Annotated in this window: 15 protein-coding genes and 1 tRNA gene; 8 read left to right on the forward strand and 8 right to left on the reverse strand. The window is 70.7% G+C overall.

Going from position 1 to position 13,606, the window contains the following annotated elements:
• Positions 1-5: 5 nt before the first annotated feature.
• The 4 genes from crtI to O9K63_RS09615 form a co-directional block, all read right to left on the reverse strand.
• The gene (crtI, locus tag O9K63_RS09600; RefSeq protein ID WP_277237381.1) at positions 6-1,628 is read right to left on the reverse strand and encodes a phytoene desaturase family protein; all 1,623 of its coding nucleotides are present in this window, start codon (positions 1,626-1,628) and stop codon (positions 6-8) included.
• Positions 1,625-2,488, reverse strand: a complete 864-nt coding sequence (locus tag O9K63_RS09605) for a phytoene/squalene synthase family protein (RefSeq protein WP_277237383.1) — start codon at positions 2,486-2,488, stop codon at positions 1,625-1,627. The genes crtI and O9K63_RS09605 overlap by 4 nt, the downstream gene beginning before the upstream one ends.
• Positions 2,489-2,605: 117 nt before the next feature.
• A tRNA-Ser gene (locus O9K63_RS09610) sits at positions 2,606-2,695 on the reverse strand.
• Positions 2,696-2,784: 89 nt separating this feature from the next.
• Entirely contained in the window at positions 2,785-3,216 is a 432-nt protein-coding gene (locus tag O9K63_RS09615; RefSeq protein ID WP_277242303.1) for a nucleoside deaminase, read from the reverse strand.
• An 81-nt stretch (positions 3,217-3,297) separates the two neighbouring features.
• Here O9K63_RS09615 and upp point away from each other — a divergent pair, with 81 nt between their 5' ends.
• From upp to O9K63_RS09630, 3 genes are all read left to right on the forward strand, one after another.
• Positions 3,298-3,936: a uracil phosphoribosyltransferase gene (upp, locus tag O9K63_RS09620; protein ID WP_277237385.1), complete on the forward strand. Its 639-nt coding sequence runs from the start codon at positions 3,298-3,300 to the stop codon at positions 3,934-3,936.
• A 175-nt stretch (positions 3,937-4,111) separates the two neighbouring features.
• Positions 4,112-4,285: a hypothetical protein gene (locus O9K63_RS09625; RefSeq protein ID WP_277237387.1), complete on the forward strand. Its 174-nt coding sequence runs from the start codon at positions 4,112-4,114 to the stop codon at positions 4,283-4,285.
• Positions 4,286-4,289: 4 nt separating this feature from the next.
• Positions 4,290-4,994, forward strand: a complete 705-nt coding sequence (locus tag O9K63_RS09630) for a PH domain-containing protein (RefSeq protein WP_277237389.1) — start codon at positions 4,290-4,292, stop codon at positions 4,992-4,994.
• 66 nt (positions 4,995-5,060) lie between these two features.
• Here the strand turns inward: O9K63_RS09630 and pntB are convergent, their stop codons facing one another.
• The 3 genes from pntB to O9K63_RS09645 all read right to left on the reverse strand — a co-directional run bounded on the left by pntB (position 5,061) and on the right by O9K63_RS09645 (position 8,375).
• A complete protein-coding gene (gene pntB / locus O9K63_RS09635) occupies positions 5,061-6,512 on the reverse strand; it encodes a Re/Si-specific NAD(P)(+) transhydrogenase subunit beta (RefSeq protein WP_277237391.1) in 1,452 nt (483 codons plus the stop codon).
• A gap of 3 nt (positions 6,513-6,515) precedes the next feature.
• Positions 6,516-8,045, reverse strand: coding sequence for a Re/Si-specific NAD(P)(+) transhydrogenase subunit alpha (locus tag O9K63_RS09640; protein WP_277237393.1), 1,530 nt, complete (start codon positions 8,043-8,045; stop codon positions 6,516-6,518).
• Between the two features lie 165 nt (positions 8,046-8,210).
• Positions 8,211-8,375, reverse strand: coding sequence for a hypothetical protein (locus O9K63_RS09645; protein WP_277237395.1), 165 nt, complete (start codon positions 8,373-8,375; stop codon positions 8,211-8,213).
• Positions 8,376-8,485: 110 nt separating this feature from the next.
• On the opposite strand from O9K63_RS09645, the gene O9K63_RS09650 reads away from it, so the two are divergent.
• From O9K63_RS09650 to O9K63_RS09665, 4 genes are all read left to right on the forward strand, one after another.
• Positions 8,486-10,135, forward strand: a complete 1,650-nt coding sequence (locus tag O9K63_RS09650) for an acetolactate synthase (protein ID WP_277237397.1) — start codon at positions 8,486-8,488, stop codon at positions 10,133-10,135.
• 168 nt (positions 10,136-10,303) lie between these two features.
• A complete protein-coding gene (locus tag O9K63_RS09655) occupies positions 10,304-11,521 on the forward strand; it encodes a pyridoxal phosphate-dependent aminotransferase (protein WP_277237399.1) in 1,218 nt (405 codons plus the stop codon).
• Positions 11,518-11,946 carry a fluoride efflux transporter FluC gene (locus tag O9K63_RS09660; RefSeq protein ID WP_277237401.1) on the forward strand — a complete coding sequence of 143 codons (429 nt, stop codon included), beginning with the start codon at positions 11,518-11,520 and terminating at the stop codon, positions 11,944-11,946. Before O9K63_RS09655 ends, O9K63_RS09660 begins: the two co-directional genes overlap by 4 nt.
• Positions 11,943-12,299, forward strand: coding sequence for a fluoride efflux transporter FluC (locus O9K63_RS09665; protein ID WP_277237403.1), 357 nt, complete (start codon positions 11,943-11,945; stop codon positions 12,297-12,299). The genes O9K63_RS09660 and O9K63_RS09665 overlap by 4 nt, the downstream gene beginning before the upstream one ends.
• Positions 12,300-12,323: 24 nt before the next feature.
• On the opposite strand, the gene O9K63_RS09670 is transcribed toward O9K63_RS09665, so the two are convergent.
• Positions 12,324-12,923, reverse strand: a complete 600-nt coding sequence (locus O9K63_RS09670; protein ID WP_277237405.1) for a hypothetical protein — start codon at positions 12,921-12,923, stop codon at positions 12,324-12,326.
• A gap of 21 nt (positions 12,924-12,944) precedes the next feature.
• Between O9K63_RS09670 and O9K63_RS09675 the strand changes: the two genes are divergently transcribed.
• Positions 12,945-13,577 carry a CGNR zinc finger domain-containing protein gene (locus tag O9K63_RS09675; RefSeq protein WP_277237406.1) on the forward strand — a complete coding sequence of 211 codons (633 nt, stop codon included), beginning with the start codon at positions 12,945-12,947 and terminating at the stop codon, positions 13,575-13,577.
• Positions 13,578-13,606 lie beyond the last annotated feature (29 nt).

A 13,606-nucleotide genomic window follows, 5' to 3' on the forward strand; every position in this document is an offset into this window, starting at 1 on the left:
CGAGATCACGTCGCGCCCCCACCCCGGGGGTGCGCCGCGGTCCCCGTCGGGGTGGGTCCGCTCGAGGTGTCGCCGCGCAGGTGCTTCAGCACGAGCTCGGCGCTGATCAGGCACATCGGCAGGCCGACTCCCGGGATGGTGCTCGATCCGGCGTAGTAGAGGCCGTCGACGTACCGGGAGCGATTGCGGCTGCGGAACATCGCGCTCTGTCGCAGGGTGTGACCGGGTCCGAGCATGCCGCCCTGCCACGCATTCAGGTCGGCCGCGAAGTCGCCGGGCCCGATGGTCCGGCGCACCACGATGCGGTCCGCGAGGTCAGGCGCGTCGGCCCACTGCGCGACCTGCGCGACGGCCCGGTCCGCGACCTCCTCGATGCCGGGATCACCGCTCCCGTCCGTGCCGCCACGCCCGAGGGCCGGCTCGGCGGGCACGGGGACGAGCACGAACAGGTTCTCGTGCCCCTCCGGGGCGACGCCGGTGTCCGTGGCCGAGGGCTTGCAGACGTAGGCCGACGCCGGGTCGGGGACCCGGCCGGCGAAGATCGCGTCGAAGTTGGCGTGCCAGTCCCGGGTGAAGAAGAGGTTGTGGTGGGTCAGCGTGGGCAGTCGTCCGCGCACCCCGAGGAGGACCAGGACGGCGCCGGGCCCGCTGGCGCGGCGATCCCAGTAGCGCTGCGGATAGGTGCGCAACCCCTCCGGAAGCAGCGTGGTCTCGAGGTGGTGCAGGTCGCCTGCCCCGACCACGATGTCGGCCTCGTGATGGTGGGCACGACCGTCCGGGCCCTGCCACCACACCCCGGTCGCACGAGCGCGTCGACGGGACGCCCGCGCACGCACTCCGGCGGGTCGCGTGGGCGCGGTGGTCACCTCGGTCACGGTCGCAACGGTGTGGACGCGGACCCCGCGCCCTCTCGCCAGATCGGTGATGGCCTCGATGAGGCGGGTGAAGCCCCCTTCGGGATAGCCCACGCCGCCGGTCAGGTCGAGCGAGCTCATCAGGTGGTACAGGCTCGGGGTCCGATCCGGCGAGGAACCGAGGAAGACCGCGGGGTAGCCGAGCACCTGCCGCAGCCCCCGGTCCCGGAACCGCGCCGCCACGAATGACTCGAGTGACCTGGCCAGCAGTGGCAGCAGCCGCGGCATCCGGCGGAGCACGTCCGGGTGCGCGAGCGCGAAGGGGGTGGTGAAATTCGTGTACAGGAAGTGGCGCATCGCCATGTCGTAGGTGTCCGACGCCGAGGCAAGGTAGGACGACAGCTCCCGTGCCGCGCCCGGCTCGATCCGATCGAACGTCTCGAGATTGGCCGTGGTGTCGGCGTGCACGTCCAGCTGCGACGGTCGCACCTGCGGTGTCCCCTCGAAGAAGACCCGGTAGGCCGGATCGAGCACCCGGACCGGGAGCTGCTCCGCCGCGGTCGTGCCGAGCAGGCGGAAGAAGTGTTCGAAGACCTCCGGCATGAGGTACCACGACGGGCCGGTGTCGAAGCGGAACCCCCCTGCCGACCAGGTCCCCGCACGACCACCGAGCGTCTGCTGCTGCTCGAAGAGGTCGACCTCGTGACCGTCCGATGCCAGGAGCGCGGCGGTGGCGAGGCCGGCGATCCCGCCGCCGACGACCGCGACCCTCATCGCGCGACCAGGGCACTGCGCGCGATGATGCGCACCTTGGCGAGATCGGGCACCCGCACCCGCTCGCGCGCGATCTGCTGTGCCGGGGTGGCGCGCAGTCGCAGCGAGAGCGCCTCGAAGAGGGCGTGCGCCGCCCGCACCGCCCGCCTGCTGCTCGGGGGCAGCTGCTCGATCGCCCGAGCGGCTGCGCGCAGGTCGTCGTCGATGTCGTCGAGCAGCTCGTCGCGCTGGCGGTCGGTGAAGGTCCCGCGGTCGACACCGGGCAGGTACGACCGCCCGAGGAGCTCGTGGTCGCTGTGGAGGTCGCGCAGGAAGTTCACCTTCTGGAAGGCGGCGCCCAGCCGACGGGCACCGGGCGCGAGGTCCTCGTAGCGGCGGTCGTCACCGGAGACGAAGACACGCAGGCACATCAGACCCACGACCTCCGCCGACCCGTACACGTACCGGTTGAGCGTCTCCGTGTCGTGCTGGCGCACGGACAGGTCGGCCCGCATGGCGGCGAAGAACGGGTCGACGAGATCGGCCCCGATGCCGTGCTCGAGGGCAGTGCGCGCGAAGGCGTGGACGACGAGGTTGGCGCTCGCTCCGCAGGCGAGGGCGCGGTGGGTCTCCTGCTGCAGGCCGTCGAGGAGCCGGCGGCGCTGGTCGGTGTCCCACGGCTGGCTCTCGTCGTCCACGAGCTCGTCCGCCACCCGCACGAAGGCGTAGACGGAGCACACGTGGGTGCGTACCGGCTGCTGCAGGAGCCGGGTCGCCCACCCGAAGGAGGTCGAGTAGCGACCGATGACGACGGCGGCACTCGCGTGGGCGACCTCGTCGTAGGTCGACGAGGCCCTCGCCCGGGCCGGATTGCGCGCCATGTGCAGAACGTACCCGCCATCACGCCCCGAATCTGCCCAAGCAGAGGGCCCGACCGCTCGCACGCGATCGGGCCCTCTGCTGATGCCGGGACGACATCCGGGCCCCATCGGGCCCCGTGGCGGTGGCGGTGGGATTTGAACCCACGGTCGGCGTCAACCGACAAACGCTTTCGAGGCGTTCTCCTTAGGCCGCTCGGACACGCCACCGCCGAGAAGGGTACCGGAGCACCGCTCCGAGCGAGAAACCGGGCCGCACCCTCCCGCGCACGCGCCACGGACGAAGGGGGTGACCCGGGTCAGCGGTGGTCGGCGAAGAAGTCCAGCAGGAGGCCACCTGCCTGCTGCTCGCGCACGCCACCGACGACCTCGACCCGGTGGGTCGAGCGCCGGTCGCGCACGATGTCCCACACGGAACCGCAGGCGCCCATCTTCGGGTCCCACGCGCCCAGGACGATCCGGGGCACCCGGGAGGCGACCACCGCACCCGCGCACATCGGGCAGGGCTCGAGCGTGACGACGAGGGTGCACCCGGTCAGGCGCCACTCCCCCTTCGCCCGCGCCGCGGCCCGCAGGGCGACCACCTCGGCATGACCGGTCGGGTCCCCGTCGCGCTCGCGCACGTTCCTCCCTTCGCCGATGATCGCGCCCTGCGCGTCGACGACCACCGCGCCCACCGGGATGTCCCCGTCCGCGGCCGCCTGCGCGGCCAGCTGCAGGGCACGGTCCATCCACGCCTCCTCGGCGGGCCGCTGCGGGCGGGTCGGATCGTGCCTCACGCCCACAGTCTCCCGCACGGTAGGTTCGGGGTCATGCGCGTCACCGTCCCGGACCATCCGCTCATCACCCACAAGTTGACCTACCTGCGGAAGAAGGACACGGACAGCCCGACCTTCCGCCGGCTCGCCGACGAGCTGGTGACGCTCTTGGCATACGAGGCCACCCGCGAGGTGCGGTGCGTGCCCTTCGACATCGAGACCCCCGTCGGGCCGACCACCGGGATGAAGCTGTCGACGCCCAAGCCGCTCGTCGTGCCGATCCTGCGCGCCGGCCTGGGCATGCTCGAGGGCATGGTCCGCCTGCTGCCGACGGCCGAGGTCGGCTTCCTCGGGATGCTGCGCAACGAGGAGACGCTCGAGGCGATCACCTACGCCAACCGGCTGCCCGACGACCTCTCCGGCCGGCAGTGCTACGTCATCGACCCGATGCTCGCCACCGGCGGCACGCTGGCGATGTCGATCCAGTACCTCGTCGAGCGCGGTGCCGACGACATCACGGCGGTGACTCTCATCGCGGCCCCCGAAGGCATCGACGCCCTGGAACGCGAGCTCGGTGACCTGCAGGTGCCGATCCGCCTGGTCACCGGCGCGATCGACGAGCGCCTCGACGAGAACGGCTACATCGTCCCCGGGCTCGGCGACGCCGGGGACCGCCTCTACGGCATCGTCTGACCTCGGTTTCGAGGCTCGCGCCCAAGGGCGCGCTTCGCGCCTCAGCCACCGGGGGCGAAGGGGGCGGCGCGCCCGCAGGGCCGGGGTCTCTCGTCCCACTGGTCACATCTGCAACACTGAGGCGTCCTACCGCGCCGTGCGCGGCCAGCCGCCCGATGACGGAGAAGAACGACCCATGAACGCGCCACCGATCAAGAAGATCGTCCTCTGGCTGCTCACGATCTTCCTCCTCTACGCGATCCTGACCTCCCCCACCGACGCGGCCGACATGGTCGACACCGGGTGGGGGATCCTCGCCAACGGCGTGGAGAACATCGGTCAGTTCTTCGACTCCCTGATCAGCCGGTGACCCGGTGTCGGCGCGCGTCGACGGCCGCGGCGTAGACCGATACCTCCTGCCCGGGGAGACGCCGGCAGCGGAGATCCGGTACCACCCGATCGTCCTGCTCAAGCCGGCGCTGGTCGCCCTCGCCGCCACCGTCCTCGCGCTGTGGCTCGACCTGGCCATCAGCATCGCCAACGCCGGGATCCTCAAGTACGTCTGGGTCCTGTGGATCGTCGCCTGCCTCTGGGCCGGTTGGCAGTGGATCGAGTGGCGCCACACCCAGGTCGTGGCCACCGACAAGCGCATCGTCCTCTTCGAGGGGTGGATCAACCACAAGGTCTCGATGATGCCGCTGAAGAAGGTCACCGACATGGGTTACGAGCGCTCCCTGCTCGGCCGGATGCTCGGTTACGGCACCTTCGTCCTCGAGAGCGCCGGCCAGGACCAGCGCCTGTCGAGGATCTCCTTCGTCCCGAACCCGGATGACAACTACCGGGCCATCTGCGCCGTCGTCTTCGGTCTGTCGAGCAACCTCGTGGACGACGAGGACCCGCGGCACTCGGACGACCCCGCCGGCGACAGCTGGACGGACGAGCCTCTCGACGAGCCCGACCAGGACGACCCGTGGGTGCACACCGGCGGTTCCATCTACCGCAGCCGCGACCTCGTCCGGCGCGACCGCGACGCCGACACCGGTGAGCTGCCGCCGTACGACCCCCGCGACCACGCATGAGACGGCATGACGAAGGGCGGTGGTCACCGGATCCGGTGACCACCGCCCTTCGTCAGGCACAGCTGGTCAGATCAGCTTGAGGATGTCCCCCACCCGCTCCTTGGCATCGCCGAAGAGCATCTGGGTGTTCTCCTTGAAGAACAGCGGGTTCTGCACCCCGGCGTACCCGGTGGCCATCGACCGCTTGAAGACGATGACGTCCTTGGCGTTCCAGACCTCCAGGACGGGCATCCCGGCGATCGGGCTGGTCGGGTCCTCGGCAGCGGCCGGGTTGACCGTGTCGTTGGCGCCGATGACGAGGACGACGTCCGTCTCCGGGAAGTCGTCGTTGATCTCGTCCATCTCGAGCACGACGTCGTAGGGCACCTTGGCCTCCGCGAGGAGGACGTTCATGTGCCCGGGGAGGCGACCGGCGACGGGGTGGATCCCGAACCGGACGTCCACCCCCTTCGCCCGCAGCTGCTCGGTGAGGTCGGCGACCGGGTACTGCGCCTGGGCCACGGCCATGCCGTAGCCGGGCGTGATGACCACCGAGGAGGCGCCGGTGAGCATCTCGGCCACGGTGTCGGCGTTGGTCTCGCGGTGCTCCCCCTGCTCCTCGTCACCGCTGGACTTCGGCGCCTCGGCCCCGAATCCGCCGGCGATGACGGAGATGAACGAGCGGTTCATCGCCTTGCACATGATGTAGGACAGGAAGGCACCCGAGGAGCCGACGAGCGCACCGGTGACGATGAGCAGGTCGTTGGAGAGCATGAAGCCCGCCGCGGCCGCGGCCCAGCCCGAGTAGCTGTTGAGCATCGAGATGACGACCGGCATGTCGCCGCCGCCGATGGAGGCGACGAGGTGCCACCCGAAGGCCAGGGCGATCACGGTCATGATGCCCAGCGGCACCAACGAGGGCGTGACGACGAACCACACACCCAGCGCGACAGAGACGAGCACGGCCAGCAGGTTGAGCCAGTGGCGCGCCGGCAGCACGAGCGGTGCGGACTTCATCTTCGCGCTCAGCTTGAGGTAGGCCACGATCGAGCCGGTGAAGGTCAGGGCACCGATGAAGACACCGACGAAGACCTCGCCGTTGTGGATGCCGACCATGTCGAGGGCCTCGAGCTCCCGGTGCGCCTCGACCGCCTCCTCGGAGTCGCCGTGCGCCCCGAGGAAGGAGTTGTAGCCGACGAGGACGGCGGCCAGACCGACGAAGGAGTGCATCATCGCGATGAGCTCGGGCATGCCGGTCATCTCGACGCGACGGGCGATCCGCACACCGATGGCCCCACCGAGGGCCATGGTGACGACGAGCACGCCCAGACCCCACTTGCCGGCGTCGACGGCGGCACCTGGTCCGTCGTAGACGCCCTTGACGACGAGCGCGATGGTGGCCACGAGGGCGATGACCATGCCGGCGATGCCGAACCAGTTGCCGTGCTTGGCCGACTCGTGCTTGCTGAGTCCGGCGAGGCTGAGGATGAACAACAGGGCCGCGACGATGTACGCGGCGGTGACGACTGTGGACAGCACGACTCAGCCCTTCCGGAACATGTTGAGCATCCGCTGCGTCACGGTGAAGCCACCGAAGACGTTGATGCTGGCGAAGAAGATCGCGGCCGCGGCGACCACCTGGATGGCGAGGTTCGACGACGTCACCTGGAGCAGGGCGCCGACGACGATGATCCCGGAGATCGCATTGGTCACCGACATCAGCGGCGTGTGCAGGGCGTGGGCCACGTTGCCGATGACGTAGAAGCCGATGGTGACGGCCAGCGCGAAGACGATGAAGTGGGACAGGAAGGCTGCCGGCATGAACGCGGCCGCAACGAGGAAGAGCGCGGCGGCGCCGCCGATGATCCAGAACTTGCGGTTCGGGTCGACCGGCTTCTTCGGCTCTGCGGGCTCCATCTCGGCGGGCGCCGGCGCCGCGGGGGCGGCGGAGACCTGCACCGGTGGAGGCGGCCACAGCGTCTCCTTCTGCTGCGTGACCGTCATGCCGCGCACGACGGTGTCCTCCATGTCGAGGACGGCCTCACCCTGCTTCTCGGGGGTGATGAGCTTGAGGAGATTGACGACGTTGGTGCCGTACAGCTGGCTGGCCTGCGTCGGGAGGCGACCGGCCAGGTCGGTGTAGCCGATGATCCGCACGCCGTTGTCGGTGACGACCCGCTCGTCGGCCACGGAACCGGCGACGTTGCCACCGGTGCCGGCGGCCATGTCGATGATGACCGAGCCCGGCTTCATCGAGGCGACCATCTCCTCGGTGATCAGCCGCGGGGCGGGCTTCCCGGGGATCAGGGCCGTGGTGATGATGATGTCCACGTCCTTGGCCTGCTCGGCGTAGAGCTCGGCGGCCTTGGCGTTGAAGTCCTCCGAGGCCTCCTTCGCGTAGCCGTCGGACGAGATCTCCTGCTGGACGTCGATCTCGAGGAAGTCCGCGCCCATCGACTCGACCTGCTCGGCGACCTCCGGGCGCACGTCGAACGCGCGCACGATCGCACCGAGGGAGCCCGCGGCACCGATCGCGGCGAGACCGGCGACGCCGGCACCGCAGACGAGGACCTTGGCCGGCGGGACCTTGCCCGCGGCCGTGACCTGCCCGGTGAAGAGACCGCCGAACTCGTGGGCGGACTCGACGACGGCGCGGTAGCCCGCGATGTTGGCCATCGAGGAGAGCACGTCCAGGGACTGGGCGCGCGAGATCCGCGGCACGGCGTCCATCGCCATCGCGGTCACGCCCTGCGCACGCAGCGCCTCGACCTTCTCCGGGTTCAGGGCAGGGGCGAGGAGGGAGGTCAGGATGGCACCCGACCTCAGCAGGGGAACCTCCGCGTCGGTGGGGGCGTTGATCTTCACGACGATGTCGCTGGCCCACACCTCCGCGGTCTCACCAAGGGTCGCGCCGGCCTCGACGTAGCCCTGGTCGGGGTAGGCCGAGGCCGCTCCTGCGCCGGGCTCGACGATCACGTCGTAGCCCAGCTTGATCATCTGCGCGACGGTCTTCGGAGTCGCGGCCACACGGGTTTCTCCCGGCCTTGACTCCTTGGGTACGCCAATTCGCATCGTCACTCCAGTACTGGGGTGTGGTGGGTGTGGGTCGCTGCGCAACTTACGACAGCGCGCGCGAGATCCCACGTCTTTGTGATGGGGATGATGATCACAGGCCCACTGCGTGAGACGGCCTTTCGTCTCACTGCGTGGCACGGGCAGCACCCGTGCCGGGGTCGCTCACTCCTCGCTCGGGGCGACCTGCGAGTCGGGGTCCTCCTCCGCCTCGGCGGCGTCGAGCACCGCCTCGCGGACCTCCTCCTCGTCCTCCCAGACGGTGTGCTCCTCGGGCTCGCGGCCACCGGCCGCGGACAGCAGGAGCAGCGCCAGGAGCAGCCGGACCATCGTGACCTCCGAGACGAAGGGGGGCGTGCCCGGGATCGCGACGGCACGCTCGTTCAGAGTAGGGCCGGGAAGGGGTGTCGCACTGCCTTACTCACGAGTAACCTTTGGCCATGGACCACGAGGAAGTCAGTGGCGGGGCCCGGGCGGTCGCGGCGGCGGCCGCCCACGGCGCGGAGACGATGTTCACCCTCTCGGGGGCGCACATCTTCCCCCTCCACGACGGTGCGGTCACCGCGGAGCCGCCGCTGCGGTTGGTCGACGTGCGCCACGAGCAGACGGCCGTCTTCGCGGCCGAGGCCACCGGCAAGCTCACGCGCACGCCGGGGCTGGCCGCGCTCACGGCCGGGCCGGGCGTGACCAACGGCGTCAGCGCGATCGCGCAGGCCCACTTCTCCGGCTCACCCGTCGTCGTCCTCGGCGGTCGCGCCGCGAGCTACTCCTGGGGACGCGGCGCGCTGCAGGAGTTCGACCACCCCCCACTGCTCGCGCCGGTGACGAAGCAGGCGGCGACGGTCCAGTCGGTGGAGAAGATCGCGCCTGCCGTCGACGAGGCCTTCCGGCTCGCGGCCGCCCCGCACCGCGGACCGGTCTTCCTCGACGTCCCGATGGACGAACTCTTCAACGACACCGAGGCGTCGCCGGTCACGGCGTCCACGACCCCTCCGGTCACTCCCGACGACGCGGACATCGCCCGCATCGCGGACCTGCTGGCCACGGCGGAGCGCCCCCTCCTGGTCCTCGGCTCCGACGTCTGGAGCGACGGCGCCGACCGGGCGGCCCGCCGGTTCGTCCGCGACCTCGGTCTGCCGAGCCTGACCAACGGCATGGCCCGCGGCATCGTCCCCGGTGGTGACGACCTCCTCGTGGGCAGGGCCCGACGCACCGCGAGCGGCCAGTGCGACGTGGCGGTCGTCGTCGGCACGCCCCTCGACTTCCGCCTCGGCTACGGCTCCTTCGGCGGCGCCGCGGGCACCCCCGAGGCGGCCGTGGTGCACGTCGGTGACTCCGCCGCCCAGATCAGCGGCCATGCCGGACTCGCCGCGAGCGCCTGCGGCGACCTCACGACCTTCTTCGACGCACTCCAGTCCAGGATGGAGGAGCTGGGCCACCGCGACTGGTCGGGGTGGGCCGAGCGACTGGCCGAGGAGGCCGGTGCGCGCGCGGCGGCCGACCGCGAGCTGCTCACCAGCGACGTCTGCCCGATGCACCCCGCGCGCATCTACGGCGAGCTGCTCCCCCGCCTGTCCGAGGACGCCGTCGTCATCGGCGACGGCGGCGACTTCGTCTCCTGGGCCGGCCGGTTCATCGAGCCGAACCGTCCCGGCGGCTGGCTCGACCCCGGCCCCTTCGGTTGCCTCGGCGCCGGCCTCGGTGCCGCGATCGCGGCCCGAGTGGCCCGCCCTTCGTCGCAGGTGGTGCTGCTCCTCGGTGACGGCGCGTCGGGCATGTCCCTCATGGACGTCGACACCCTCGTGCGCCATGACCTGCCCGTCGTGATGGTGCTGGGCAACAACGGCGCCTGGGGTCTGGAGAAGCAGCCGATGCAGATGCTCTACGGCTACGACGTCGCGACCGACCTCACGCCGCGGACGCGATACGACCAGGTGGTCACCGCGCTCGGCGGCGGCGGCGAGATGGTCACCGACCCGAGGGAGATCGGCCCGGCGCTCGACCGCGCCTTCGCCTCCGGCGTGCCCCACCTCGTCAACATCGTCACCGACCCGGAGATCCCCTACCCCAGGTCCACCACCGGCCTGTGACCCGGGCCGCCCAACGAAGTACTGCAGGCAGTAGTTCGTAGCGTCTGCAGTACTTCGAACTGCTGCAGGCGATACCTGGTGCTGCCTGCAGTACTTCGTATCGCTGGGACGGGAGGTCCTGCCTCGGCGGGTGAGCCGGCCCCGGACCGGAGTGAGATGATCACGCACATGCGCCAGATCCGCCAGAGCCGCAAGCTGAAGGACGTGCGTTACGACGTGCGCGGCCCCATCCTCGTCGAGGCCCAGCGCCTCGAGGCAGAGGGCCACAAGATCCTCAAGCTCAACATCGGCAACACCGCACCCTTCGGCTTCGAGGCGCCCGAGGCGATCGTCGCCGACATGACCCGGCACCTGCGCGGCTCGCAGGGGTACGTCGACAGCAAGGGCATCTACTCGGCGCGGACCGCGGTGGCGCAGTACTACCAGTCGCGCGGCCTGACCGACACCACCGTCGAGGACGTCTACATCGGCAACGGTGTGTCCGAGCTGATCTCGATGGTGCTGCAGGCCTTCGTCGACGACGGCAACGAGATCCTCATCCCGGCGCCCGACTACCCGCTGTGGACCGGGGCGGTCTCGCTCGCCGGCGGCACCCCGGTGCACTACCGCTGCGACGAGGACAACGGGTGGAACCCCGACCTGGCCGACATCGAGTCGAAGATCACCGAGAACACCCACGCGATCGTGATCATCAACCCGAACAACCCGACCGGCGCGGTCTACTCGGCGGAGATCGTGCGCGGTCTCGTCGACATCGCCCGGCGGCACGACCTCGTGGTCATGGCGGACGAGATCTACGAGAAGATCATCTTCGACGACGCCGTCCACCACCACGCGGCCGAGTTCGCCGGCGACGACGTCCTGTGCCTCACCTTCTCCGGGCTGTCCAAGGCCTACCGCGTGTGCGGCTACCGCGCCGGCTGGGTGATGATCTCCGGCCCCAAGCACCTCGCCGAGGACTACCTCGAGGGCCTGACCCTGCTGGCCAACATGCGGATGTGCTCCAACGTCCCGGCACAGCACACGATCCAGACCGCTCTCGGCGGGTACCAGTCGATCGACGAGCTCATCGTGCCCGGCGGGCGCTACCACGACCAGATCAAGCTCGCCTCACGGCTGCTCAACGAGATCCCCGGCGTCTCGTGCGTCGAGCCGCGCGGCGCGCTGTACTGCTTCCCCCGGCTGGACCCGGAGGTCTACCCGATCGAGGACGACGAGGCCTTCGTCATCGAGCTGCTGCGCGCGAAGAAGATCCTCGTCACCCACGGCACCGGCTTCAACTGGCCCGAGCCGGACCACTTCCGCCTCGTCACCCTGCCCGACGAGGACGTGCTCACCGAGGCCATCGGCCGCATCGCGGACTTCCTCGAGACCAAGCGGTCGTGAGCGAAGGGGGGACCCGCCTGGCCGTCGCGGCCGGCGGTGCCGTGGGCACGCTGGGTCGGTGGCTGGTCGACGGCTCGCTGCCCGAGGCCGGACCCGGATGGGGATGGGCGACGCTCACCGTCAACGTCACCGGCGCCCTGGCGATGGGCCTGCTCGTGGCCTGGCTGGCCGGTGGGGTGAGACATCCGCTGATACGGCCCTTCGCCGCTGTCGGCCTGCTCGGGGGGTGGACGACGTACTCGACGTTCGCGCTGGACGCGCACGCGATCATCGGCGGTGACGGCCTCCCCCGGGCTGTCGGCTACGTCCTCGCCACTCTCGTCTCCGGCGTGGGCGCGAGCCTGGTCGGACTGCTCGTCGGCGAGCGGTGGTTCGGGGCGTCCCCCGAGAGGGCCGATCGCATGGTCGAGGAGGAGGAGCTGTGACCTGGCTGCTCGTCGTCATCGGCGGCGCGCTCGGTGTGCTCGCTCGGCACGAGGTGACCACGCGCGGGCGACGCAGGGGCGCCACCGCCGCGGGAGCGACGATGCTCGTCAACCTGCCCGGGTCGCTCCTGCTCGGCCTCGTGGCCGGGATCGTCACCTCCGGCGGCCCCGACTGGTTGCTGCCGCTGCTCGGGGTCGGGTTCTGCGGTGGCTTCACGACCTTCGCCAGCCACGCGGTCGAGGTGGCAGCGGCACTGCAGGAGAGACGACTCCGCCAGGCGCTGACCGACCTGATCATCAGCCTCGTGCTCGGGGTGGCCCTGGCCTCGCTCGGCTGGTGGATCACCACCTGACCCGAGCGAAGCACCCGGCTCCGGTCACCCGACCAGCTCGCACACATTGACCTCGGACCCACGGTCCACGGTGATCTCCCTCGTCCCGTCCGGGGCGAAGGTCGTCACGTGCTCGCCCCGCAGGACGTGGAAGCCCCGCTCGAGCCCACCGCCGTCCTGGGGCCAACCCATCCCGATGGGACCGGTGCTGGAGTAGACCGCGATGGACCCGTCCGGACGGGTGAGGACGTCGGCCCGACCGCTGAGGCTGAGCTCGACGGAGCTGCCGGTCGACTCGTTCGTGGCCCGGGAGAGCAGCGGGCCACGGTAGGAGGTGGTCCGCACCGCCCCGTCGGACCACCTCGTCGTGACCTTGGCGCTCACGTCCTGGAACTCGGTGGTCGTCCGCAGGTCGAAGCCCTCGCAGTACCTGCCCGCAGGCAGGAAGAGCCCGTCGAAGCCGACCGCGTGCCACTCCTCGTCCACGGGATGCCATTCCTGGGACGCGCCCGAGCCGCCCTCGGGCTGCGGTGCCGCACCCGCACCTCCACCTCCCAGGGCCATCCCTGCCGCGGCGACCAACGCTGCCGTCCTGACCACCACCACCTGGACCACCACCCCTTCGTCGTAACCAGTTAAATCCATATCACCGGTTATGCTGCCGGCATGTCAAGAGATGCCACGTGGTGGATCGAGGTCGACGGGCGCGTCCTGCCGCGGCCCGTCGCCGGTCACCCCGGTCTCGAGCTCGTCAACACCAGGTCCGGATGGGGCCAGCGGTGGGACTTGCGGCAGGAGTACCTGCGCGGCTACCCGTGGCTCCTGGCCCTGGCCCGGGCCCAGGAGGTCGTGGACGCCGCCCGGAGCGAGGACCTCGCACGGATCGCCTCGCGTCACCCCCGAGCGGCGGAGGCCGAGCTGCGCCGGGCGGTCGATCTTCGGCGCGACGTCCACGACGTCGTGACGGCCCGGGCGAGCCGGACCGCGCGCGCCCGCCTCGCCCAGGCGGTCTCCGCGAGTCGCGCTCGACAGGTGCTCGTCGAGGACGGGGACGGCTTCTCCTGGAGCCTCCCGCAACGACCACCCGCCCTGGGCGACCCACTCGACGCACTGCTCGCCGGCGTCGGGGAGCTCCTCTCCTCGCCGGATCTGGCGCGAGTACGCAGCTGCCCGGGGCGCGACTGCGGCTGGCTCTTCCTCGACCGCTCCGGCCGGCGCCGCTGGTGCCGCATGTCCGTCTGCGGCAACCGCGCCAAGCAGGCCCGTCACGTCGAGCGCACCCGCGGCCGGGGACGGTGAGCGTGCCGCACGATCCGTGGACGTCCTAG

The sequence above is a fragment of the Janibacter cremeus genome, from assembly GCF_029395675.1.
Lineage (GTDB): Bacteria > Actinomycetota > Actinomycetes > Actinomycetales > Dermatophilaceae > Janibacter > Janibacter cremeus_A.